Genomic DNA, 24,862 nt, shown 5'->3' with positions numbered 1-24,862 from the left:
GAATTCAAGACATTAAAACGCTGATTCTACCAACGGACGCCCACATGAACATGCCCGACCCTCAAGCTTTCGCCGCAACCTGGATGTCCCAGTTCGCCGACCCGACGGTCTGGCAGGGCTGGATGACGATGCCGCAGATGACGCCGCCCGTCGGCGGGGCCAATCCGCTGGCCGGCTTGCTCAAGGAGTTCGGGGCAGGCATTGCGCCGGCCCAGCTGGAAAGCATCCGCAACGACTACCTGAAACGCGCCGGCCAGCTGTGGCAGGATTTCATGGTCGGCAAGAAGCCGGAACTGCACGACAAGCGCTTTTCGGCGTCGGAATGGCAGGAAAATCCGATGTCGGCCTTCTCGGCTGCGTCCTATCTGCTGAACTCCCAGTTCATGCTGGCCCTGGCGGACGCGGTCGAAGCCGCCCCGCGCGAGCGCCAGAAAATCCGTTTCGCGGTGCAGCAGATGGTCGACGCCATGTCGCCGGCCAATTTCTTGGCCACGAATCCGGAGGCGCAAAAGAAGCTGCTCGAGACCAAGGGCGAGAGCCTGGCCAAGGGCCTGAGCAATATGCTGACGGACATGCAAAAAGGCCGGATCTCGCAGACCGACGAATCGGCCTTCGAAGTGGGCCGCAATGTCGGCAACTCGGCGGGCCAGGTGGTGTTCGAGAACGAATTGTTCCAGCTGATCCAGTACACCCCGAGCACGCCGACCGTCAAGGCGGTGCCGCTCCTGATGATCCCGCCGTGCATCAACAAGTTCTACATCCTGGATTTGCAGCCGGAAAACTCGCTGGTGCGCTACGTGGTGGAGCAGGGCAATACCGTGTTCATGGTCTCGTGGCGTAACCCGGACCAGTCGCTGGGCCACATCACCTGGGACGATATCGTCGAGACGGGCGCCATCAAGGCGATCGAGGTCGTGCGCGACATCACCGGGCAGGAAAAAACCCATGTGTTCGGCTTCTGCGTGGGCGGCACCATCGCCGCGACCGCGCTGGCGGTACTGGCGGCGCGCGGCCAGCAGCCGGCAGCCAGCGTCTCGCTGCTGACCACGCTGCTCGACTTCTCCGACACCGGCGTGCTCGACGTCTTCGTGGACGAAACCCAGGTGGCCCAGCGCGAGCAGAAGCTGGCCAAGGGCGGCCTGATGCCGGGCCGCGACCTTGCCACCACCTTCTCGGCCCTGCGCCCGAACGACCTGGTGTGGAATTACGTGCAGCAGAACTACCTCAAGGGCAAGGAACCGCCGGCCTTCGACCTGCTGTACTGGAACGCCGACAGCACCAATTTGCCGGGGCCGATGTTCTGCTGGTACCTGCGCAATACCTATCTGGAAAACAAGCTGAAGGTGCCCGGCGCCTTGACGGTTTGCGGCGTGCCGGTGGACCTGGGCAAGATCGATGCGCCGGTCTTCCTGTACGGCTCGAAGGAAGACCATATCGTCCCCTGGGAAGCGGCGTTCGCGTCGATGGACCTGCTCAATCCGAAGAATCCGAAAGCCAACCGCTACGTGCTGGGCGCCTCGGGGCATATCGCGGGGGTGATCAATCCGGCCTCGAAGGGCAAGCGCAGCTATTGGGTCAACGAGAAAACCGGCAAGCAGCGGCCGAAGACGGCCGAGGCCTGGATGACCGGGGCGGTCGAGAACAAGGGCAGCTGGTGGCCGGAGTGGGCGAAGTTTTTAGCGCAACATGGCGGGGCGGATGTGCCGGCGCCGAGCGCGTTTGGGAATGAACGTTACCAGCCGACCGAACCGGCGCCGGGCAGCTACGTCAAAGCCCGAGCAGACTGAACCCGTAGGGTGGGCGGCTCTGCCGCCCGCGCGTTCAACCAGTGCGTGACCAGGGATACCATTTTACGGAGCCCAGACGGTTTGAACGCGCGGGCGGGAAACCCGCCCACCCTACGATTTGCGGCAGTTCCCAGGCCGCCTTCCCCCGGATCCCATTGCCAAAACACCCACGAACATGAGCAGTCTAATAATTGCTGCACCTGCGCGCGGGTCGTGGTAAGGTTAGATCTTGTTCGTCCCGTAGGGCAATATCCGGCTCGGCGGTACAGGACGGGAGCCGGTTTTTTGGCCTAAACTAAAAAAAATAGCGCGCGGCACAGCCTGCCGCAGCGCACAACGATGAGACATGAGATGAGCAGTACGAAAAAGAGTGCAGAACGCCTGATCAAGAAGTATCCGAACCGCCGCCTGTACGATACGCAGACCAGTTCCTATATCACCCTGACCGACGTGAAGCAGCTGGTGCTCGACGCCGACGAGTTCACCGTCGTCGACGCCAAGAGCAACGAAGACCTGACCCGCGCGATCCTGCTCCAGATCATCCTGGAAGAGGAAGCCAACGGCGCCCCGATGTTCTCGAGCGCCGTGCTGTCGCAGATCATCCGCTACTACGGCCATGCCATGCAGGGCATGATGGGTTCCTACCTGGAAAAGAACGTGCAGGCCTTCACCGACATCCAGAACAAGTTCACCAGCAGCGCCGCCGGCGCCGTCGAGGGCAAGCCCTTCAGCCCGGAAATGTGGACCCAGTTCATGAACGTTCAGGGCCCGATGATGCAGGGCATGATGAACAGCTATATCGACCAGTCGAAGAACCTGTTCATCCAGATGCAGGAACAGATGCAAAGCCAATCCAAGGCCATGTTCGGCGCCTTCCCCTTCCCGGGCATCGTTCCGCCTCCGACGGACAAGAAGTAATCATCCGTCATCGCCGGCCCGCACGCCCTGTTGCGGACGCCGGCGAAACGTCAAGGCTGGTTCGACTGGGCCACCCGCTTCAGGTACAATCGCGGATTGCCCAGAATCTTTGCAACCGCCCATGACTGAACTCCGCCGTAACCCGATCCTCGACTCCGCCACCGCCAACGCGGCAGCCAGGGTCGCTCCCGCCATCGCTCCCGCGCTCGTCATTCCGAGCCCGGCCGCAGGCGTGGCGGCGCCGAAGGTCGGCTTCGTCTCGCTCGGCTGCCCGAAGGCGCTGGTCGATTCCGAGCAGATTCTCACCCAGCTGCGCGCCGAAGGCTACCAGACCGCCAACTCGTATGACGGCGCCGACCTCGTGATCGTCAACACCTGCGGCTTCATCGACGCCGCGGTGCAGGAGTCGCTCGATGCGATCGGCGAGGCGCTGGCCGAAAACGGCAAGGTGATCGTCACCGGCTGCCTGGGCGCGAAGAAGGATGCCCTAGGGGACGACATCATCACCAAGGTGCACCCGAAAGTGCTGGCCGTGACCGGCCCGCATGCGGTGACCGAAGTGATGGAATCGGTCCACCTGCACCTGCCGAGACCCCAGCACAATCCCTTCCTCGACCTGGTGCCGGATACCGGCGTCAAGCTGACCCCGAAGCATTACGCCTACCTGAAGATTTCCGAAGGCTGCAACCACCGCTGCAGCTTCTGCATCATCCCGTCGATGCGCGGCGACCTGGTGTCGCGCCCGATCCACGAGGTGCTGCAGGAAGCCGAAAACCTGTTCAAGGCCGGCGTCAAGGAACTCCTGGTGATCTCGCAGGACACCAGCGCCTACGGCGTGGACGTCAAGTTCAAGCTCGGCTTCTGGAAGGGCCGCCCGGTCAAGACCCACATGACCCAGCTGGCCGAAGCCCTGCGCGAGATGGCGCGCGAGCACGGCGCCTGGGTGCGCATGCACTATGTCTATCCGTACCCGCACGTCGACCAGGTGATTCCCCTGATGAGCGACGGCCACCTGCTGCCCTACCTCGACATCCCGATGCAGCACGCGCACCCGGATGTGCTCAAGCGCATGAAGCGCCCGGCCAGCGGCGAGAAGAACCTCGACCGCATCCTGGCATGGCGCAAGATGAATCCCGACCTCACCATCCGCTCGACTTTCATCGCCGGCTTCCCGGGCGAGACCGAAGAAGAATTCGAATACCTGCTGGACTTCCTGCGCGAAGCCCAGATCGACCGCCTCGGCTGCTTTGCGTACTCGCCGGTGGAAGGCGCGACCGCCAACGAGCTGGCCAATCCGGTGCCGGAAGCGATCCGCGAAGAGCGACGTGCGCGCGTGATGCTGCTGCAGGAAGAGATTTCGCTCAAACGCATGCAGGCCAAGGTCGGCCGCACCATGCGCGTGCTGGTGGACGAAGTCGGCGCACGCGAAGCGATTGCACGTTCGAGCGCCGACGCGCCGGAAATCGACGGCGTGGTCCACATCAAGCGCTCGCTCACGCCGGGCAAGGCCAAACCGACCGTCGGCCAGTTCATCGACGTCGTCATTACCAAGGCGGACGCCCACGACCTGTGGGCCAGCGTCGCCTGATCCAGCACTGACCAACCGAAGCCGCGAGGGCGCAATCGCATGAAGAAGAAGTCGGTCAAGACCTCCCTGATCCACAGCGATTACACGCCGCCCACCGGCTTCGATGCCTTCCCGCCCGGGATCCACCACGCCTCGACCGTCCTGTTCGAGAACGTGGCGGCCATGCGCTCGAGCCAGTGGAAGGACAAGACCGGCTATACCTACGGCCTGCACGGCACGCCCACCACGTTTACGCTCGAAGCACGCCTGGCCGATATCGAGGGCGGCCAGCACTGCCTGCTCGCGCCTTCGGGCCTGGCCGCGATCGCGATGATCGACTTCGCGCTGCTGAAAAACGGCGACGACGTGCTCCTGCCCGATAATGTTTACAACCCGAACCGCGAGCTGGGACGCTGGCTGTCGCAGGACTTCGGCATCACGGCGCGTTTCTATGATCCGATGATCGGCAGCGGCATCGCGGAACTGATCCAACCGAACACCAGCTTGATCTGGGCCGAGGCGCCCGGTTCGGTGTCGATGGAAGTGCCCGACCTGCCCGCGATCTGCCGGGCCGCGAAAGAGCGGGGCGTGCCGGTCGCGCTGGACAATACCTGGGCTGCCGGCCTGGCGCTGCGCGGCTTCGACGTCGGCGCCGACATCGTCATGCACGCATTGACCAAATACCAGTCGGGCGGGGCGGACCTGTTGATGGGCGCCGTCATCACGCGCGACCGTGCGCTGAACGACCGGCTGGCGCAGGCCCATATGCGCCTCGGCTACGGGGTCGGGGCGGACGATGCTTACCTCGTGATGCGCGGGCTGCCGACCATGAAGCTGCGCTTCGATGCGCATGACGCGGGCGCACGCACGGTCGCAAGCTGGCTCAAGGAACGTCCCGAGATCACCAAGGTGCTGCACCCGGCCTTCGAGGACTGCCCGGGCCACGACGTGTGGAAACGCGACTTCAGCGGCGCCGGCGGGCTGTTCTCGGTGCTGTTCGACCCGCGCTACAGCGAAGAGCAGGTCGACCGCTTTGTGGACGCCTTGACCCTGTTCGGCATCGGCTACAGCTGGGGCGGCCCGAACAGCCTGGTGATGCCTTACCGGATCCGCGCGATGCGCGCGAGGTGGCAGGATGCGGGCGTGCTGGTGCGGCTCAACATCGGCCTGGAAGAGGTCGCCGACCTGATCGGTGATCTTGAGCAGGCGCTTCATCAGCTCGCCTGAATCCTGACAGTTGGCAAAAAAACCACCTCGCGGTGGTTTTTTTTCGCCCTCAGCTTTCTGGTAGTCGTTGCTTTCCCAGCAATGATTGTGGCTATTGTGGATAGTCATTTCCATGCGGAAACTTTCATGCTAGACTTGCCCAATAGTAAGTTAACTTGCGTTTAGGGAAAGCCTGCCTGAAGGCTCACAAGGAAAAACGATGACCACCACTACCTCGTCCGTCACCACCACGCTGAATTCGACCACCGACGACCTGACCCTGACGGGCACGGCCGACATCAACGGTACGGGCAATTCGCGCAACAACGTGATCACTGGTAACTCGGGCGCCAACGTCCTGAACGGACTGGCCGGTGCGGATACCCTGATCGGGGGCGCAGGCGACGACACCTATGTGGTCGACAGCAGCGCCGACGTGGTGGTCGAAAAAGCGGACGAGGGCACGGACACGGTGCAGGCGGGCGTCAGCTACACGCTGTCCGACAACGTCGAGAACCTGGTCCTGACGGGCAGCGGCGGCACCGCCGGCACCGGCAACGCGCAAGACAATACCATCACCGGCAACAACGGCAGCAATGCCCTGAACGGCGGCGGCGGCAACGACACCCTGGTGGGCAATGCCGGCAACGACAGCCTCGACGGCGGCAGCGGCGCCGACAACCTGCAGGGCGGCGCCGGCGACGACAGCTATGTGGTCGACGATGCGGGCGACATCGTGAGCGAAGCCGCGGGCGGCGGCAACGACATCGTGCGCTCGAGCATCAGCTACTCCCTGGGCGACAACGTCGAGCAATTGACCCTGACGGGAGACGCGGCCATCGATGGCACCGGCAACAGCCTGGATAACGTCCTCATCGGCAACATCGGCAACAACAGCCTGAACGGCGGCGCCGGCAGCGACAGCCTGATCGGCGGCCTGGGTGCCGACCAGATGATGGGCGGCGCCGGCAACGACAGCTATGTGGTCGACAACGCGGGCGACCTGGTGGTCGAAGCGGCCGCTTCCGGCACCGACACGACGCAGGCCAGCATCAGCTACACCCTGACCGACAACGTGGAAAACCTGGTGCTGACCGGCCTGCTCGGCGTGGACGGCACCGGTAACGAACTCGACAACAATATCAGCGGCAACAGCGCCGCGAATACCCTGTTCGGCCTGGCCGGCAACGACACGCTCGACGGCTTGGCTGGGGCGGACACGCTGCATGGCGGCACCGGCGACGACACCTATGTGGTGGACAATGCCGGCGACACCACGGTGGAGAACGATGGCGAAGGCCTGGATCGCGTGCTGGCGAGCGTCAGCCACACCCTGGGCGCCTCCGTGGAGAACCTGACCCTGACCGGCATTGCGTCGACCAACGGCACCGGTAACGAACTGGACAACACGATCACCGGCAACGGCGGCAGCAATGTGCTGACGGGCGGCGCCGGCCGCGACACCCTGGTCGACAACGGCGGCAACGACACCCTCGACGGCGGCCTCGGTGCCGACACCATGCAGGGCGGCGCCGGCAACGACATCTACGTGATCGACGATGCGGGCGACCTGGTCATCGAAGGCATCAATGCCGGCCTGGACACGGCGCAGTCGAGCATCGACTACATCCTGACCGACGGCGTCGACAACCTGGTCCTGACCGGCACGCAGGACCTGAAGGGCGCCGGCAACGCGCTCAACAACCTCATTACCGGCAACAGCGGCGCCAACACCATCGACGCTGGTGCGGGCCTGGATACGGTCAATGCGGGCGAGGGCGACGACACCGTCAACGGCGGCGACGGCAACGACCTCCTCAATGGCGACAGCGGCAACGACACCCTGTACGGCGACGCCGGCAACGACCGCCTCGACGGCGGCGCGGGTGCCGACCGCATGCTGGGCGGCATCGGTGACGACACCTATGTCGTCAACGACGGCGGCGACCTGGTGGGCGAAGACGAAGGCGCGGGCATCGACCTGGTCGAGTCCGGCATCACCTACACGCTGACGGCGAACACCGACAACCTGACCCTGACCGGCACGCTCGACCTGAATGGCGCCGGCAACGTCCTGAACAACGTGATCAACGGCAATGCCGCCAACAACAGCCTGGACGGCCTGGCCGGCAACGACACGCTCAACGGCAACGGCGGCAACGACAGCCTGGTCGGCGGCGAAGGCAACGACGTCCTCAACGGCGGCACGGGCGCCGACAGCATGGCCGGCAATACCGGCGACGACACCTACGTGGTCGACAATGCCGGCGACGTGGTGGACGAAATCGCCGGCGAAGGCAGCGACACGGTGCAGTCGAGCATCGACTACAGCCTGAGCGCCAACGTCGAACACCTGACCCTGACCGGCAATGCCCTGGTCAGCGGCACCGGTAACGCGCTGGACAACACGATCACCGGCAACAACAACAGCAATGCGCTGTACGGCGGCCTCGGCAACGACACCCTGGTCGACAACGCCGGCAATGACCGCCTCGACGGCGGCGTGGGCGCCGACACCATGTCGGGCGGCGCCGGCAACGACACCTATGTGGTCGACGACGCGGGCGACGTGGTCAACGAAGGCGTGAGCCTGGGCGTGGACACGGTCGAGTCGAGCATCGACTACACCCTGGCCGCCAACGCCGACAACCTGGTCCTGACCGGATCGAGCGACCTGGTCGGCCACGGCAATACCCTGAACAACCTGATCACCGGCAACAGCGGCAACAACATCACCAGCGCCGGCGCCGGCATCGATACGGTCAACGCCGGCGGTGGCAACGACACCGTCAGCGGCGGCGACGGCAACGACACCCTCAATGGCGAGGGCGGCGACGACCAGCTCGACGGCGACGCCGGCAACGACCGCCTCGACGGCGGCCTGGGCAGCGACCGCCTGGCGGGCGGCCTCGGCGACGACACCTATGTGGTCGACAACGACGGCGACATCGTGCTGGAGGCAGGCGGCGCCGGCACGGACGTCGTGCAGTCGAGCATCACGTATACCCTCACCGACAATGTCGAAAACCTGCTCCTGACGGGCGCGGCAGACATCAACGGCAGCGGTAACGAACTCAACAACAATATCACCGGCAACACGGGCGCCAACATCCTGGACGGCAAGGGCGGCGACGACACCATCAGCGGCAACCTTGGTGCCGACACCCTGGTGGGCGGCGACGGCAACGACAGCCTGAACGGCGAAGCGGGCGACGACACCCTGCATGGCGATGCCGGCAACGACACCCTGAACGGCGGCCTGGGTGCCGATGCCATGCTTGGTGGCAGCGGCAACGACACCTATTTCGTCGACAGCACCGCCGACGTGACCGTCGAGCTGGAAGGCGAAGGAGTCGACACCGTGCAGGCCGGCGTCAATTACACGCTGCTCGATCACGTCGAGAACCTGGTTCTGACCGGCACCACCAGCATCAACGGCGCCGGCAATGCGCTGGACAACACCATCACCGGCAACACCGGCAACAACCTGCTCAGCGGCGGCGCCGGCAACGACACCCTGCTGGCGGGCGTCGGCAACGACACCCTGGACGGCGGCACGGGCGCCGACAACCTGCAGGGCGGCGCCGGCAACGACGCCTACATCGTCGACGACGCAGGCGACCTGGTGGTCGAAGCGGTCAACGCGGGCCTTGATACGGTCACCTCGAGCATCGACTACGTGCTGGCCGCGAACGTCGAGAACCTGGTCCTGGCAGGCGTCGAGGACCTGGACGGCCTGGGGAACAGCCTGGCCAACTCCATCACCGGCAATGCCGGCGCCAACCTGATCGACGGCGGCGCAGGCGTCGACGTCATGACCGGCGGCGCGGGCGACGACACCTTCATCGTCGACGTGACCACCGACGTGGCCAGCGAGCTGGCGGGCGGCGGCACCGACACCGTGCGTGCAAGCGCCACCTATACCCTGGGCGCCAACGTCGAGCATTTGGTCCTGCTTGGTACTGCCGCGATCAACGGCACCGGCAATACGCTGGACAACACCATCACCGGCAACGAGGCCGCCAACGTGCTGGTCGGCGGCGCCGGCAGCGACACCATCAACGCCGGCGGCGGCAACGACACCGTGGACGGCGGCCTCGGCGCCGACCTGCTTGCCGGCGGCGGCGGCAACGACAGCTATGTCGTCGACGACGCCGGCGACCGCGTCATCGAACTGGCAGACGAGGGCGTGGAATCGGTGCTGGCCACGGTCAGCCACACTCTGGCTGCCAACGTCGAGAACCTGACCCTGGGAGGGACGGGCGCCATCGACGGCGCCGGCAACGAACTGGATAACCTCATCACCGGCAACGCCGGCGCCAATGCGCTGCTGGGTGCAGCGGGCAACGACACCCTGGCTGGCGGCGCCGGCAACGACGTGCTGTCGGGCGGCACGGGCGACGACAGCTACCGCTTCAACCGCGGCGACGGCATCGACCGCGTCAACGACACCCAGGGCGCCGATGTGCTGCGCTTTGGCGCGAATATCGTCCAGGGCGACCTGGTCGCCACCCAGTCCGGCAACGACCTGGTGCTGGCCATCAAGGGCACCGCTGACAGCGTCGTGCTGACCGGTTGGCTCGGCCAGACCGAAGGCGTGAACCGCGTGGTGTTCGACAACGGCGCCTCGCTCGACCGCGCCGGCATGGTCGGCCTGCTTGGCGGCGTGCCGGTGGCGCTCGCCGACAGCGTCAATGCCCGCGAAGACGGCGGCGTGGTGCAGATCGCCGTGGCCGACCTGCTGGCCAACGACACCAACCCGGCCGCGCGCATCGTCTCGGTCGGCGGCTCCGCCGTCGGCGCGAGCGTGGTCCTGAGCGGCGACACCGTCCAGTACGACATCGGCGCGCGCTTCCAGGAACTGGCCCAGGGCGAGACCCTGAAGGACAGCTTCAGCTACACCGTCCGCGACAACCTCGGCCGCACCTCGACCGCCATCGTCAACGTCCAGATCGCAGGCAGCAACGACGGCCCGGTGGCAAGCCTCGACAGCGCAGTACTGAACGAAGGCCAGGCCGCCAACGTGACCGGCAACGTGCTCGCCAACGACACCGACATCGACAAGGGCACCGTGCTGCAGGTCGCCAATGCGGGCAGCATCAAGGGCGCCTACGGCACCCTGGTCCTGGCCCAGGACGGCAGCTATACCTATACCCTGGATGCCGCCATTGCGACGGCCCCGGCCGGCAGCGTGCTGACCGAGCGTTTCGACTACACCGCCACCGACGGCATCGCCACGGCGGCCTCGACCCTCGAAGTCAAGGTCACCCGCGCCAACCAGGCTCCAAGCGCCGGCGGCGATGCGGTCCAGGTGGCGGAAGACGGCGCGGCTGCCAGCGGCAACCTGCTCGCCAACGACAGCGATGCGGATGCCGGCACCGTCTTGACGGTCGCCGCGCCAGGCAGCCATGCCGGGGCCTACGGGACCCTGCTGGTGGCGCTTGATGGCAGCTATACCTACACGCTGGACAACGGCAACGCAGCGGTCCAGTCGCTGGCCCAGGGCCAGCAGCTGGTGGAGTCCTTCAGCTACGCCGTCACCGACGGCGTCGCCACTACCGGATCAAACCTGGTGGTCACCATCGCCGGCAGCAACGATGCGCCGGTCGTGACCGCCGACGTCGCGCAAGCGGGCGATGGCGTCGCCACCCGCGGCAACGTGCTGGCCAGGGCCAGCGATGTCGACGCCGGCACCGTCTTGAGCGTCGCAGCGCCGGGCAGCTTTGCCGGCACCTACGGCACGCTGGTGATCGCGGCCGACGGCAGCTATGCCTATACCCTGAACAGCGGCGACGCCCGTGTGCAAGCGCTGGCCCAGGGCGAGCAGCTCGAAGAGAGCTTCGGCTTCGGCGTCACCGACGGTGTCGCAACGACCGCTTCCTCGCTGAAGATCAGCATCGCCGGCAGCAATGACGCCCCGGTCGTGAGCTTTGACGCGGCCTCGGTCGCCGAAGACGGCGCCATGGACGCCAGCGGCAACGTGCTGGCGAACGACCGCGACGCCGACGCCGGCGCCCGGCTGGCGGTCGCCGCCCCCGGCACGTTTGAAGGCGCCTACGGCACCCTGGTGCTGGCCCTGGATGGCAGCTACACCTACCGGCTGCACAACGGCGACCCGAAAGTCCAGTCGCTGGCGCAGGGCCAGACCGTGGTCGACAGCTTCACCTACGCCGCCACCGACGGCAGCATCGCCAGGGAAGCGGTCCTGCAGGTGACCATTACCGGCGCCGACGATGCGCCGACCGTGACGGCGGACACCGCCGCTGTGGCCGAAGACGGCGCCGTGGCGGCCAGCGGCAACGTGCTGGCCAACGACAAGGACGCGGACGCCGGCGCCCGGCTGGTGGTGGGCGCGCCCGGCACCTACGAGGGCGCCTACGGCACCCTGGTGCTGGCGAAGGACGGCAGCTATACTTACAGCCTGCGCAGCGGCGATGCAAAAGTGCAGTCGCTGGCGCAGGGCCAGACCGTGGTCGACAGCTTCACCTACGCCGCCACCGACGGCGCGGCATCGACCGACGCCGGCCTGCAGTTCACGATCACCGGCGCCAACGACGCCCCGAGCGTCACGGCCGACGTGGCGCAGGTAGCAGGCAATGGCGCGACCTCGGCCAGCGGCAACGTGCTGGCCAATGACGCCGACCTCGACACCGGCGCGACCTTGAACGTGGCCGAGGCGGGCAGCTTCACGGGTACCTACGGCACCCTGGTGCTGGCCAGGGACGGCAGCTACACCTACACCCTGGACCAGGACGGCGCCGCCGTGCGCGCCCTCGGCGCCGGCCAGTCGGTGGTCGACAGCTTCGCCTACGCGGCAACCGACGGCATCGCCTCGATCCTGTCCAGCCTCGCGGTGACCGTGCATGGCGCCAACGAGGCGCCGGTAGTGACGCTCGATACCGCAGCCGTGGTCGCAGGCGGCAGCAGCGCCAGTGGCAACGTGCTGGCCAACGACAAGGATGCGGACGCCGACACCCAGCTGCAGGTCGCCACCGCCGGCACGTTCGCCGGCAAGTACGGCAGCCTGGTGCTGGCGGCGGACGGCAGCTATACCTACCAGCTCGACAACTCGGCCGCCCGCGTGCAGGCCCTGGCCCAGGGCGAGCAGGTAGTCGAATCCTTCAGCTACACGGCGACCGATGGCGCGGTGCAGGTGGTCTCCAGCCTCGACATCACCGTCACCGGCACCAACGACGCGCCGGTGGTGGTGGCCGACGCAGCCCAGGTCGGTGCGGGCGGCAAGACGGCGGCAACCGGCAACGTGCTGGCCAACGACCGCGACGTCGATACCGGCGCCGTGCTGAAGGTCTCGACCGCCGGCTCGTTCGCCGGCAACTACGGCACCCTCGAGCTGGCGCAGGACGGCAGCTACAGCTATGTGGTCAACACCGAGAACGCGGCGGTCAAGGCGCTGGCACAGGGCCAGACCCTGGTCGAAACCTTCGTCTACAAGGCCAGCGACGGCATCACCAGCAAGGCGGCGAACCTGGACATCACCATCCAGGGCGAAGCGCAAAAGCCGGTGCTGCAGGCCGATACCGTGACCATCACCGAAGACCAGTTCATCGCGTTGGGCAACGTGCTGTCGAACGACAGCGGCAAGTCGCTGAGCGTGGTGACCGACGTCGACTTCGGCAACTATGGAGTGTTCACCGTCCTGCCCAACGGCAGCTTCGTCTACGCCCTGGCCAGCCTCACGGACAAGGTGCAGTCGCTGGGCCGCGGCGCCACCGTGGTCGATCATTTCGAGTACACCGTGATGGACGGCCGTACCCCGGTCACCTCGACGATGGACGTGACGGTGCAGGGCCGCAACGACGCGCCGGAACTGGCGAAAGCGCTGGCCGACAAGTACATCAACTTCAACAAGGCGTTCTCGTTCCAGCTGGCGGCCAACAGCTTCACCGACATCGACAAGGGCGACACGCTGACCTACACGGCCAAGCTGGCCAACGGTGCGGCCCTGCCGTCGTGGCTGAAGTTCGATGCCGCCACCGGCACGTTCTCGGGCATGGCGCCCAAGACGGTCAGCTCGATCGAGGTGCGCGTCACCGCCACCGATAAGGTCGCGGCCACCGGCAGCACGGTCGGCAGCCTGTCGGTATCGGATGTGTTCAAGCTGTCGGTCGGCCACGGCAACAACGGCTGGGGCAACGGCGAAGACGCACCGCCGCCAGGCCAGGAAACCGACAAGGACGTGTTCGACGGCGGCGTGTGGGTCAAGCTGCTGGGTGGTTCGAGCAAGCTCGAGCTGACGCTGCCGGGAGCGGAAGCGTTCGATGGCAGCACCGACGCGGGCACTGCGGCCGCGCTGGTGGGTGTCCAGGCCCAGGACGGCTTCGGCTTCCCGGTCTACTGAGCACCAGGCCGGCCCGCACGGCGGGCCGGCTGCTACAAGATAAAGGGCGCGTCACCCAGGTTCCCTACCTGGCTGGCGCGCCCTTTTTCTACGGCCTGCGCGGCGGGATTACACCGGCATCGGCTTGTTGCTGTTCAGGTCGAGGAAGCCGCGGATGATGCGGTAGGCCATCCACAGCCAGGCCAGGGCCCAGACCACCATCGCGACCGGGATGCCGATCAGGGTGATCCACAGGGCGCCGCCGGCGACCATCCAGACCAGGTACCACCAGAACGAGCGGATCATCCAGGTATGGTGCGAATACACGATGGTGCCCTGGGTGTCGGGACGCTTCACGTAGTTGACGATCAGGACCAGGATCGACAGGGTGCCGACCGAGAAGAAGAAGGTGAGGGCGTGCGCGATGTACAGGATGCGTGCGAACTGCTTGGCATCCTCGACGTTGCGGTCCAGGACGAGTTGCTGAGACATGGCGTTCTCCAGGTAATGGGACGATAAAAACCGGTGTCGGGGCGCCGGCAGTTGCTCGAATGATAACCGATTGGCGCTAGCCGTGGGGCAGCTGCGACTGCACCCAGGCCGCAATGCCGCGCGCGTCCATCGCGCCGGCCTGGCGTGCGATCTCGCTGCCGCCGCGGAACAGGGCGATGGTGGGGATGCTGCGGATCGCGAAGCGCGCCGACAGGTCCTGGTTGCGCTCGGTGTCCACCTTGAGCAGCCGGACCGCCGGCTCCAGCCGCGCGGCAGCCTGGGCGAAGTGCGGCGCCATCATCTTGCACGGCCCGCACCACTCGGCCCAGAAGTCCACCAGCACCGGCAGGTCGTTGCGTGCGATGTGCTTCGCGAAGCGCGCGCCGTCGACCTCGAGCGGCTTGCCGGTGAAGAGCGGCTGCGCGCACTTGCCGCAGCTTGGGGCGTCGCGCAGGCGCTCATGGGCCAAGCGGTTGACGGCCTCGCAGTGGGGGCAGACGACGTGGATCGGGTCGCTCATCTGGTACTCCTTCGTTCAGTAGTGATGCGATTATTCTAAGCCGATTCGCCCATTCGCCGCAGGCAGCCGCGGCCAGCCATGCGCCGCGGGCGCCCGGCATTTCGTAGAATCGCCTTATTGCCATTTTGCTTACCCCCATGACGCACCACACCCATGCCCCCGCAGGCCTGCTGGCCGGCACCGCAGGCTGGAGCCTGCCCAAGGCCTCCGCCGGCGCGTTTCCCGGCACCGGCAGCCACCTCGAACGCTACGCCGCCGTGTTCCCGGCGGTGGAGATCAACTCGTCCTTCTACCGGCCGCATCGCCCGGCCACCTACGCCAGATGGGCCGATTGCGTCCCGGAAGATTTCCGCTTCGCGGTCAAGGTGCCGCGCGCGATCACCCACGATGCGCGCCTGGAGAAGGTCGAGCAGCAGCTGGTGCAGTTCGCGTCCGAAGCCGGGGAGCTGGGTGAGAAGCTGGGCTGCCTGCTGGTGCAGCTGCCGCCCAAGTTCGGCTTCGTCGATGAGACCGCACGCGAATTCTTCCGCCAGCTGCACGGAATCTTCGGCGCCACCATCGCCTTCGAGGCGCGCCACCCGAGCTGGTTCTCGGAGGCGGCCACCGAGTTGCTGACCGAAAGCCGCGTCACGCGGGTAGTCGCCGATCCGGCCGCCGGCCAGCCCGGCCCGCATGTCCCGACCAGCAGCGAAGCGACCTACGTGCGCCTGCATGGCAGCCCGCGCATCTATTATTCGCGCTACACGCCGGAATACGTCGGGTCGGTGCGGCGCGTGCTGGCAGCGCAAGCCGCGGCAGGAAAGACCTGCTGGTGCATCTTCGACAACACCGCCTCCGGGGAAGCGACGGCGAACGCGCTGGAACTGCTGCATGGCCTGGAGGGGCAGCCGTTGGACGGGGATGCCATCCTGGCCGCGCCATGGTGACCGCCACCTTCCGCTTCTACGACGGATTGAACGACTTCCTGCCGCGCGAGCGCCGCGGCCGCGACATCACCACGGCATGCGCGCGCGAGGCCACCACCAAGCACATGATCGAGGCGCTGGGCGTGCCGCATACCGAGGTCGAGCTGCTGCTGGTGAATGGGGAATCGAGCAGCTTCGAGCGCATCCTGTGCGAGGGCGACCGCATCGCCGCCTACCCAAGCTTCGGCCGGTTCGATGTCGCGCCGCTGCAGGCGCTGCGCAGTTGGCCGGCGGGACGTCCTCGTTTCGTGGCCGACGCCCATCTCGGCGCCCTGGCGCGGCTGCTGCGCATGGCCGGCTACGACACGCTGTACGACAACGGCTACCAGGACGACGACATCGCGCGCATCGCGCGCGAGGACGGCCGGGTGCTGCTCACGCGCGACCGCGAGCTGCTCAAGCGCCGCACGGTGGAGCTGGGTTGCTACCTGCATGCGATCGACCCGCCGGGACAGCTGCGCGAACTGTTCGGGCGGCTGCGACTCAGCGCCGGCATGCGCCCCTTTTCGCTCTGCCTGCACTGCAACCTGCCTTTGCGCGCGGCGGCCCGCGAGGAGGTGTTCGATCGCCTGCCGCCGCGGGTGGCCGAATCCAGGAACGAATTCACCACCTGCGACGCCTGTGGCCGTGTCTACTGGAAGGGCTCGCACTACGAGCGCATGCGCGGCCTGCTCGCCGGCCTGGCTGATGTAGAATTGGCCGCGCCCCTCCACCCCCACCCTTGACAGCGTGAGCGAATACCTTCCGCCACCGGCTTTTCCCATCCGCACCGAGTGCCCGCCCGGCGCCTGCGTGTGCGACCGCAATCGCGTGCTGGCCGACCCCGGGGCCGACCAGCGCCCGCTGGCCCTGACGCGCCAGCAGGAACAGAAGCTCATCGAACGCATCGAGCGCATCACCAGCTACGAGGACCTGCGCCATGTGCAGGCCCTGATCCACAAGAACCTGGGCGCGGAGCTGCGCATCGAGCCGGGACCGAACGAAGTGCGTACGGTGCGCGGCATCATTGTCGTGCTGGAAGACAAGCCGGGACTGTGCAAGAAGACGCGCCAGAACGTGCCGGCGGCAGTGAGGCGCTGCCTGAATGCGCGGCCCGAGATCGCGTATGCGCTGCTGGACGCGCATGACTTGTTCGGCTCGTCCGGGCCTGCGTGAACCTGGTGCGCGCAAGGGCGAAAAAAAGCCGGCTGCTGCCGGCTCGTCCGCCTTATCGGCGGTAATGGAAGGGAAAGCGCGTCCCGATACTGCCGCCCCAGCCGCGGTGGTGTCCCCAGCCACGGCCGAAATTGAAGCCGAGGCCGATCGAGACCGGCGGGTAGTAGTAACGAGGCTGGTACACCGGTTCCGGCACGTACACCGGCTGCGGCACATACACCGGGTTGGCCCCGTACACCGGCTCGCGCTGGACATACACCGGCGCGCTGCTGTAGGTGGTGGTGCCGGTTTCGCCGGCAGCGGCGGCGCGGGCGCCCGTGCCGGCCGGCACCGGCGTCACCGACACGACTTGCCACTGGCCCGGGTCGCCGCCCTGGCCGTAGGCACGGCTGCCATACTGGTTCGGGCCGGGCGCGGCGCATCCGGCCAGCACGGCCAGCGATGCGGTAATAAAGATGAGTTTTTTCATGGCGGTCCTCCTGATCCCTCCATGATAAAAAATTTCGCCCTCGGGTGCCGCGCGGTATTACAGAGTGTTACACGATCAGGTTCGCCAGCACGTCCAGCGGCACCGCAGCCGCCATGGCCTGGTAGCCCGCGTCGTTCGGATGCAGCCAGTCGCGGCTGTTGTACTCCGGCCGCAGCCGGTCCGGCGCATCCGGGTTGCGCAGCGCCATGTCCCAGTCGATCACGGCATCGAATTCGTTGGACGAGCGCAACCAGTTGTTGGCGCCTACCCGCACCGCCTCGCGCGCCGCGTTGTAGTAGACGAAACCGTTCATCGGCGGCATGGTGGCGCCCAGGATGGCGACCCCGCGCGCGTGGGCGCGGGCGATCAGCTGGCGATAGCCGCCGACCAGGTCGTCGACCTTCACCAGCGTGGATCCGGAACTGTAGACGATGTCGTTGATCCCGATGAGCATGATCACGGCCCGCACCCCGGCAGTGGCGAGCACGTCGCGGTCGAAGCGTTCCAGCACCTCGCGCCCGGGCAGCAGGAAGGCCGGGTCGTCCGCCAGCAGGCGGTTGCCGGCAATCCCGCGGTTGACCACGCCGATTCGCCCCATGCTGCCCAGTTCGGCCTGCATGCGCCGGGCCAGGTAGTCGGGCCAGCGGCGGTTCAGGTTGGTGGAACTGCCCTGGCCGTCCGTCATCGAATCGCCGATGGCCACGATGGTGGGCGCGCCGCCGTCGACGTCGACCTCGGTCAGGAAGGGCCAGGAGGCCATGGTGCGCTCGACCGTGAACGCGGTGCTGGCGGCGAAGTTGCCGGCAGTGGACACATAGTTTGCCTGCCAGGCGTCGCGGTGGATCGTGGTGCCGCTGGCGCTGCCGGGGAAGTACAGGCTCACCGCCAGGTCGGTATAAGGCGCCACCTGCATGGTGACCGGGTCGGACAGCACGGGCGAGCCGGCCGGGATGGTGACCGAGGTGCGCCCCCCGAAGGTGAGCGGATGGTTCGATCCCGCCACCAGGGCCGCGCCGCTGTTGCGGCGGCCGATCTGGGCCGCGCCGATGGTCAAGGGGGCGCTGCCCATTTCGTTGGACAGGCGCACGCGCACGCGGTTGCCGCCGATGCTGGCGCGCACGATCAGGCGCACCGTCTGGCCGCTGAAACTCATGGTGCTGCTCGAAGGCGGCGGCCCGGCCGGTGCACAGCCCCAGGTGGCGCACCAGCCTTCCGAACGCCAGTTCTGGGCCGCAACGATGGAAGGCGCGAGGGCGAGCGCGCCCGCCAGGGACGGCAGGCCGAGCAGCAGGCGGCGTCGGCTGCGGTCCGGTGGCGCGTCATCGCGCACCTGTTTGCCGGGAAGGGTGGGGAACGACGCGCGCAAGGCCGGGGTAGTCATGGCAGGCTCCTGTCGATTGGATGCAGCCGCGACGCGGCCGCACCGTCAACATAGCCCAGCGCTGCGCTGCATCCAACCGTGTGCGACACGAGGTTTGCGCTGTGTCTGAGCTCTTTCTGCGCGCCTAGATTGCCTCAGGCGAGGATGGTCAGCAAGCCGTCGAGGCCCGAGAAATTCAGCGCGACATTGGCCTGGCTGCGTACCACCGGTTTGGCCCGGTAGGCCACCGACAGGCCGCCGACGCCCATCATCCGCAGGTCGTTCGCGCCGTCGCCCATGACGATGGCCTGGCGCGGCGCGATGCCCAGTTCGGCGCACACGCCTTGCACGGTGCGCATTTTCTCTTCCGCATCGACGATGCCGCCCAGCACGCGGCCAGTCAGCTTGCCGTGGGCCACTTCGAGCACGTTGGCGTGGGCATAGTCGAGCGCCAGGCGTTCCTTGAGACGGTCGGTGAAGAAAGTGAAGCCGCCCGAGACCAGCAGGGTCTTCAGGCCTGCGGCCTGCACCGCCTGCAGCATCGCTTCGCCGCCCTGCGAGATCTGCAGGCGCTCGTCGTAGACGCGCTGCAGGCTCGATGCATCGAGCCCTTCGAGCAGCGCCACGCGGCGGCTCAGGCTGGCGGCGAAATCGAGCTCGCCGCGCATGGCCGCCTCGGTGATTGCGGACACCTGGGGTTTCAGGCCCTGCATGTCCGCGATCTCGTCGATGCACTCGATGGTGATCAGGGTCGAGTCCATGTCCATCGCCACCAGGCCGAAGTCCGCCAGCTTGCGTCCGGCTTCGATGAAGCAGGCATCGACCCCGGCCGCGAAGGCGGCGGCTTCGACCTCCTGCTTGATGTGGGCGGAAAACGGGACATCTTCGCAGCGCAGCGCCTGCGCGCCCACCGGCACGATGCGGGTGGCGCCCGCCAGTTGCGCCAGCCGTTCGAGCGTGTCGGGCGAGGCCTGCGGCCCCTGCAGCACCAGGTTCATCGTCATGGAATCAAGCCAGCAGTTGTTTGATAGTGGTTTTCAGTTGCGTCACGCGCGCCGCCAGGTCGGGCATGCTGGCGGTGATGCGCAGCTTGTCCTGGCCTGCCAGCTTGATGTGGCGGTTCTTCTGGATCAGGGTGATGATCCTGATCGGGTCGATCGGCGGCTTTTCCATGAACTGCAGGCTGGCCGCTTCGCCGTGCGCATCGATCTTGACGATGCCGACCGACCTGGCGGCGATGCGCAGGCGGTGGGTCTCGATCAGGGCCTTGACCGGCTCCGGCAGCTTGCCGAAGCGGTCGATCAGTTCTTCCTGCATGCCGTCGATCTTGTCCTGGCTTTCGCAATTGGCCAGGCGCTTGTAGATCGACAGGCGCTCGTGCACGTCGCCGCAATAATCGGACGGCAGCAGGGCCGGCACGTGCAGGTTGATCTCGGTCGTGGTCGACAGCGGCGCGGCCAGGTCCGGCTCCTTGCCGGCCTTGAGCGAGCGCACCGCTTCATTGAGCATGTCGGAATACAGCTGGAAGCCGATCTCCAGCATTTCGCCGGACTGGTTCTCGCCCAGCACTTCGCCCGCGCCCCGGATCTCGAGGTCGTGCATGGCTAGGTAGAAGCCGCTGCCCAGTTCTTCCATCGCCTGGATCGCATCGAGCCGGCGCTGCGCCTGCTTGGTCAGGGTCATCACGTCGCTCACCAGCAAATACGCATAGGCCTGGTGGTGCGAGCGGCCGACCCGGCCGCGCAGCTGGTGCAGCTGGGCCAGGCCGAAGCGGTCGGCGCGGTGCATGATGATGGTGTTCGCCGTCGGCACGTCGATGCCGGTTTCGATGATGGTCGTGCACAGCAGGATGTTGAAGCGCTGCGCCACGAAGTCGCGCATCACCTTTTCCAGGTCGCGCTCGTGCATCTGGCCATGGGCCACGCCGATGCGCGCTTCCGGCAGCAGTGCCTCGAGCATCGCGCGGCGGTTCTCGATGGTTTCGACTTCGTTGTGCAGGAAGTAGATCTGGCCGCCGCGTTTCAGTTCGCGCAGGCAGGCTTCGCGGATGATGGAACCGTCTTCGCTGCGCACGAAGGTCTTGATCGCCAGGCGCTTCTGCGGCGCGGTGGCGATGATGGAAAAGTCGCGCAGGCCTTCCAGCGCCATCCCGAGGGTGCGCGGGATCGGGGTGGCGGTGAGCGTGAGCACGTCGACTTCGGCGCGCAGGGCTTTCAAGGCTTCCTTCTGGCGCACGCCGAAGCGGTGCTCCTCGTCGATGATCACCAGCCCCAGGCGCGTGAACTGCACGTCCGGCGAGAGCAGCTTGTGGGTGCCGATCACGATGTCGAGGGTGCCGTCGGCCATACCCTTGATCGCGTTGTTGATCTCCTTGCCGGTGCGGAAGCGCGAGAGCTCGGCGATTCTGACCGGCCAGTCGGCGAAACGGTCGGCAAAGGTCTGCGCATGCTGTTCGGCCAGCAGCGTGGTGGGCGCCAGGATTGCGACCTGCTTGCCGCCCATGACGGCGATGAAGGCCGCGCGCAGGGCGACCTCGGTCTTGCCGAAGCCCACGTCGCCGCAGACCAGCCGGTCCATCGGGCGGCCGGAAGTCATGTCCTTGATGACGTTGTGGATGGCTTCGGCCTGGTCCGGCGTCTCGTCGAAGCCGAAGCTGCCGGCGAAGTTCTCGTAGTCGGTGCTGGAATATTCGAAGGCATGGCCCTGGCGCGCGGCGCGGCGCGCGTACAGGTTGAGCAACTCGGCGGCGGTGTCGCGCACCTGCTCGGCGGCCTTGCGCTTGGCCTTGTCCCACTGGCCGGAGCCCAGTGAGTGCAGGGGCGCGTCTTCGGGCGAGGTGCCCGAATAGCGCGAGATCACGTGCAACTGCGAGACCGGCACGTACAGCTTGGTCTCCTTGGCGTACTCCAGGTGCAGGAACTCGGTCTCGCCTTCGCCCAAGTCCATGCTCATCAAGCCCATGTAGCGCCCGATGCCGTGGTTGATGTGCACCACCGGATCGCCGATCTTCAGCTCCGACAGGTCGCGCACCATGGAGGCGACCTCACTGACCGCTTCCTGCTTCTTCTTGCCGGCGCGCCTGCCCGAGCCCGCATACAGCTCGGTCTCGGTAATGAAGACCAGGCGCCCGGCGTGGGTCTCGGTCAGTTCGAAGCCGGCCTGCAGCGGCGCCACGCCCAGCGCCAGCCGTTTGCTGGTTGCGCGCAAGCCCTCGAAGCCTTCGACCGGCGCCAGTTCGAGCCCGTATTCGTGGAAATACTGCTGCAGCGTCTCGCGGCGGCCGGCCGAGTCGGCGCAGATCATCACGCGCGCGTCGCTTTGCTGCACGAAGGCGCGCAGGCTGGCCAGCGGGTCGTCCAGGCGCCGGTTGACCGCGATGTCGGGAATCGGCGCCGACAATTCGGAAGCCGGCAGGGCCGGGTCCTTGGCGATGGACCAGTGTCCGTGCGGCTTGGCGCAGGTGAAGAACTGCTCGGCGCTGAGGAACAGTTCGCGCGGCTCGAGCAGCGGGCGTTCGCGGTCGCTCTTGAGGAATGTGTAGCGCGACTCGGTATCGACCCAGAAGCGCTGGATGGCCGCCTCGATGTCGCCCACCAGCGCCAGCGTGGTCTCTTGCGGCAGGTAGTCGAACAAAGTGGCCGTCTCGTCGAAGAACAGCGGCAGGTAGTACTCGATACCGGCCGAGGCGATGCCGCTGCCGATGTCCTTGTAGATCGGCGAGCGCGAAGGGTCGCCTTCGAAACGCTCGCGCCAGCGGCCGCGAAAAGCGGTCCTCGCCGCCTCGTCCATCGGGAATTCGCGGCCCGGCAGCAGGCGCACTTCCTTCACCGGATACAGCGAGCGCTGGGTGTCGGCATCGAACGTGCGGATGGTCTCGATCTCGTCGCCGAACAGGTCGAGCCGGTAGGGCAGCACGGAACCCATCGGGAACAGGTCGATCAGGCCGCCGCGCACCGAGTATTCGCCCGGCGACATCACTTGCGACACGTGCGAATAGCCCGCCAGCGTCAGCTGGGCCTTGAGCCTGGCCTCGTCCAGGCGTTCGCCCTGGCGGAAGAAGAAGGTGTAGGCCGCCAGGAAAGAGGGCGGGGCCAGGCGCTGCAGCGCCGTGGTGGCCGGCACCACCAGAACGTCGCACTGGCCGTTGCGGATCTCGTGCAGGGTCGCGAGGCGCTCCGAGACCAGGTCCTGGTGCGGCGAGAACGCGTCGTAGGGCAGGGTTTCCCAATCGGGCAGCAGGTGGCAGGCCAGCTTGCCCTCGGCGAACCAGGGGATCTCGTCCAGCAGTCGCTGGCCGTCCGAAGCATTGGCCACGATCACGGTCAGGATCTGCCCCTTGGCCTTCAGGGCCTGCGCGGCGGTGGCCAGCGCGTAGGCGTCGCTCGAGCCGTGCAGGTTCGGCAAGGCGAAACGGGTTCCGGGTTTGGGGAGGTGTTTCTGGAGGTCGAAGGGCATGCAGCGCTATGGCAATCGGCAGGATGGATTGCCAATTATAGACGAACGGCGCCGCTTGCTCGGGCGAGCTAGTCCGGGCAAGCGTGCACTACAGGCCCCATCGCGGCGGGCACAGTGGGCGCCCAAATCGTCGTCGTGCGCGAACCTTCCTGCGCTTCCCTTTGCCTTGCTACTGCAGGACGAGCAGGAATGCCACGATACCCACCGCTCTACAATGTTTCACTCGTCGTAGAAGGGACCATCGTCGGCAACGCGGTTGAATCGACGATTGTTCCTGATTTCCTTGTCCTCCGGAGTGAGCACCACTGGTTCTACTGTAACGCCGCGTACATCGAAGAACTCCATGTGCGCTAATCGAAGTTCGGGCTTGACGATAAAAGTTTTGGCCAGGTTGTTCTTGATGCCAAAACAAAGAGCTTCCCCCTTGGTGCCATACAGATTATCAATTTGCCCCGCATTCAATGTGAGTCCATCTTCAATCATGGTTGAAGGAGTGATGAACCGTCCGACGATGCCGATAGAATGAATGGTGACCCGTTCCAGGGCCTCAATGACGACATATTCGTTCGCTTCCAATTCGAATCCGTCTGGCGTATCGATGAAGCTGTGCGTATGGTGCCATTGTCCGTTCCGGAGAGTACGGATTCGTCCGGGCCGCAGCGTGTAATGCGTTGTCTTGAGTGACTCTGGCCGGAAAGATGTTATCTCGATGTGTTTGGCAAGCCGCAGTTCATTAAACTGCCGATTGGTAATGAGATTTCCGAACATTGCTTACTCCCATTGATAGTTTGACAAAGGGCGAGTGAGCGCTCAAATGTAGCGTTAAAGTACCCGCTAGATTGATTGAATCAAAAGAAATCATGCGCGTCCAGGAGGGGGTAAAGCTTGACTTCGCCGAAATTGGCTTCCTTTGCATGACGGAGTACTTCCATTTCGCCGGGAGGAATTTGATCTTTCACCAAGTTGGCATAAAACGTTCTCTCGTCGTCCAGCGCGGTCTGGATGTATTCCATCATGCGATAAAGATTTCTCAGTATGAAGGAAACTTCCTCTTCGCAATGCCGTCCCAAGAAATGCCGCATGGCTTCGCCATCCGTACCATTTCTTTTCTTTTGACAGCAGGATTTGAGGTCCGTTCCTAGAGACCGGAAACCCTGCTCACCACGCGCGCTGAGATCGGTCATGCTGCTTTTGTACTGGAATGCACGGGCATTCGACCGAAGGTAGCCGAGTAATTGAAAAAATGTGCTGTCGAAAAGTTGCCGGCGCTGAAGCTGTTGCTGCTGCTTCAGTTCAGTCCTGGTCTGCCTGAGTGAGGTGAACTGTATATAGATCGTGACAACCACTGCCGCGAATGCCAGCCCCGAAAAAAGGGCGTTCAATACGCCGAACGCATCGCCGAATTGGCCACGGTCTTGCAAGCTTCCGCTGATGGCTGGCGCCATCCATTCGGCCCACCAGGGATAGCCTCCCCATAAAGCAAGAATCACCAGGAAAGGGACCGCGCACAAGAGAATATTCGTGACTGGAGACTTTGTCGCTTCCGTCTTGTTTCTAGTTGTCATTTGCCGGACCTAATTGAGAATCGCGCCTTTTTCTATCATTTGAAACCAGGCCTGCCAATTAGTTT

The 24,862-nt window shown here is 65.7% G+C and carries 16 protein-coding genes; 8 read left to right on the top strand and 8 right to left on the bottom strand.

Features of this window, described 5'->3' with window-relative positions; translation table 11 throughout:
* The first annotated feature begins 44 nt into the window (after positions 1–44).
* The 5 genes from phaC to AC56LR_RS06510 all read left to right on the top strand — a co-directional run bounded on the left by phaC (position 45) and on the right by AC56LR_RS06510 (position 13,837).
* Entirely contained in the window at positions 45–1,787 is a 1,743-nt protein-coding gene (phaC, locus tag AC56LR_RS06530) for a class I poly(R)-hydroxyalkanoic acid synthase (RefSeq protein WP_497128769.1), read from the top strand.
* A 351-nt stretch (positions 1,788–2,138) separates the two neighbouring features.
* Positions 2,139–2,705: a polyhydroxyalkanoate synthesis repressor PhaR gene (gene phaR / locus AC56LR_RS06525; RefSeq protein ID WP_497128767.1), complete on the top strand. Its 567-nt coding sequence runs from the start codon at positions 2,139–2,141 to the stop codon at positions 2,703–2,705.
* Between the two features lie 121 nt (positions 2,706–2,826).
* Entirely contained in the window at positions 2,827–4,293 is a 1,467-nt protein-coding gene (rimO, locus tag AC56LR_RS06520; RefSeq protein WP_497128765.1) for a 30S ribosomal protein S12 methylthiotransferase RimO, read from the top strand.
* A 39-nt stretch (positions 4,294–4,332) separates the two neighbouring features.
* On the top strand, positions 4,333–5,499 hold the full coding sequence (locus AC56LR_RS06515; protein WP_497128763.1) for a cystathionine beta-lyase: 1,167 nt from the start codon (positions 4,333–4,335) through the stop codon (positions 5,497–5,499).
* Between the two features lie 199 nt (positions 5,500–5,698).
* Entirely contained in the window at positions 5,699–13,837 is an 8,139-nt protein-coding gene (locus AC56LR_RS06510; protein WP_497128761.1) for a VCBS domain-containing protein, read from the top strand.
* 108 nt (positions 13,838–13,945) lie between these two features.
* On the opposite strand, the gene AC56LR_RS06505 is transcribed toward AC56LR_RS06510, so the two are convergent.
* Both AC56LR_RS06505 and trxC read right to left on the bottom strand, forming a co-directional pair.
* The gene (locus AC56LR_RS06505) at positions 13,946–14,308 is read right to left on the bottom strand and encodes a DUF4870 family protein (RefSeq protein WP_497128759.1); all 363 of its coding nucleotides are present in this window, start codon (positions 14,306–14,308) and stop codon (positions 13,946–13,948) included.
* Positions 14,309–14,384: 76 nt separating this feature from the next.
* Positions 14,385–14,828, bottom strand: a complete 444-nt coding sequence (trxC, locus tag AC56LR_RS06500) for a thioredoxin TrxC (RefSeq protein WP_497128757.1) — start codon at positions 14,826–14,828, stop codon at positions 14,385–14,387.
* Positions 14,829–14,965: 137 nt separating this feature from the next.
* On the opposite strand from trxC, the gene AC56LR_RS06495 reads away from it, so the two are divergent.
* Genes AC56LR_RS06495 through AC56LR_RS06485 form a run of 3 tightly spaced genes read left to right on the top strand, consistent with a single transcriptional unit; the run spans position 14,966 to position 16,948 of the window.
* On the top strand, positions 14,966–15,754 hold the full coding sequence (locus tag AC56LR_RS06495) for a DUF72 domain-containing protein (protein WP_497128755.1): 789 nt from the start codon (positions 14,966–14,968) through the stop codon (positions 15,752–15,754).
* Positions 15,748–16,518: a Mut7-C RNAse domain-containing protein gene (locus AC56LR_RS06490; protein ID WP_497128753.1), complete on the top strand. Its 771-nt coding sequence runs from the start codon at positions 15,748–15,750 to the stop codon at positions 16,516–16,518. The genes AC56LR_RS06495 and AC56LR_RS06490 overlap by 7 nt, the downstream gene beginning before the upstream one ends.
* 4 nt (positions 16,519–16,522) lie before the next feature.
* Positions 16,523–16,948, top strand: coding sequence for a hypothetical protein (locus AC56LR_RS06485; RefSeq protein ID WP_497128752.1), 426 nt, complete (start codon positions 16,523–16,525; stop codon positions 16,946–16,948).
* A 52-nt stretch (positions 16,949–17,000) separates the two neighbouring features.
* Here the strand turns inward: AC56LR_RS06485 and AC56LR_RS06480 are convergent, their stop codons facing one another.
* From AC56LR_RS06480 to AC56LR_RS06455, 6 genes are all read right to left on the bottom strand, one after another.
* Positions 17,001–17,417 carry a hypothetical protein gene (locus tag AC56LR_RS06480; RefSeq protein ID WP_497128750.1) on the bottom strand — a complete coding sequence of 139 codons (417 nt, stop codon included), beginning with the start codon at positions 17,415–17,417 and terminating at the stop codon, positions 17,001–17,003.
* A 67-nt stretch (positions 17,418–17,484) separates the two neighbouring features.
* Positions 17,485–18,798, bottom strand: a complete 1,314-nt coding sequence (locus AC56LR_RS06475) for an SGNH/GDSL hydrolase family protein (protein ID WP_497128748.1) — start codon at positions 18,796–18,798, stop codon at positions 17,485–17,487.
* Positions 18,799–18,932: 134 nt separating this feature from the next.
* Positions 18,933–19,781, bottom strand: a complete 849-nt coding sequence (gene serB, locus AC56LR_RS06470; RefSeq protein WP_497128746.1) for a phosphoserine phosphatase SerB — start codon at positions 19,779–19,781, stop codon at positions 18,933–18,935.
* A gap of 4 nt (positions 19,782–19,785) precedes the next feature.
* On the bottom strand, positions 19,786–23,232 hold the full coding sequence (gene mfd, locus AC56LR_RS06465) for a transcription-repair coupling factor (protein ID WP_497128744.1): 3,447 nt from the start codon (positions 23,230–23,232) through the stop codon (positions 19,786–19,788).
* A 219-nt stretch (positions 23,233–23,451) separates the two neighbouring features.
* The gene (locus AC56LR_RS06460) at positions 23,452–24,000 is read right to left on the bottom strand and encodes a hypothetical protein (protein WP_497128742.1); all 549 of its coding nucleotides are present in this window, start codon (positions 23,998–24,000) and stop codon (positions 23,452–23,454) included.
* A gap of 80 nt (positions 24,001–24,080) precedes the next feature.
* Positions 24,081–24,797: a hypothetical protein gene (locus AC56LR_RS06455; RefSeq protein WP_497128740.1), complete on the bottom strand. Its 717-nt coding sequence runs from the start codon at positions 24,795–24,797 to the stop codon at positions 24,081–24,083.
* Between the last annotated feature and the right edge of the window lie 65 nt (positions 24,798–24,862).

Source organism: Telluria sp. ZT3P39 (assembly GCF_059685935.1).
The sequence above is the reverse complement of the archived record's forward strand: the minus strand, read 5'-3'. Positions and strand labels throughout refer to the sequence as shown.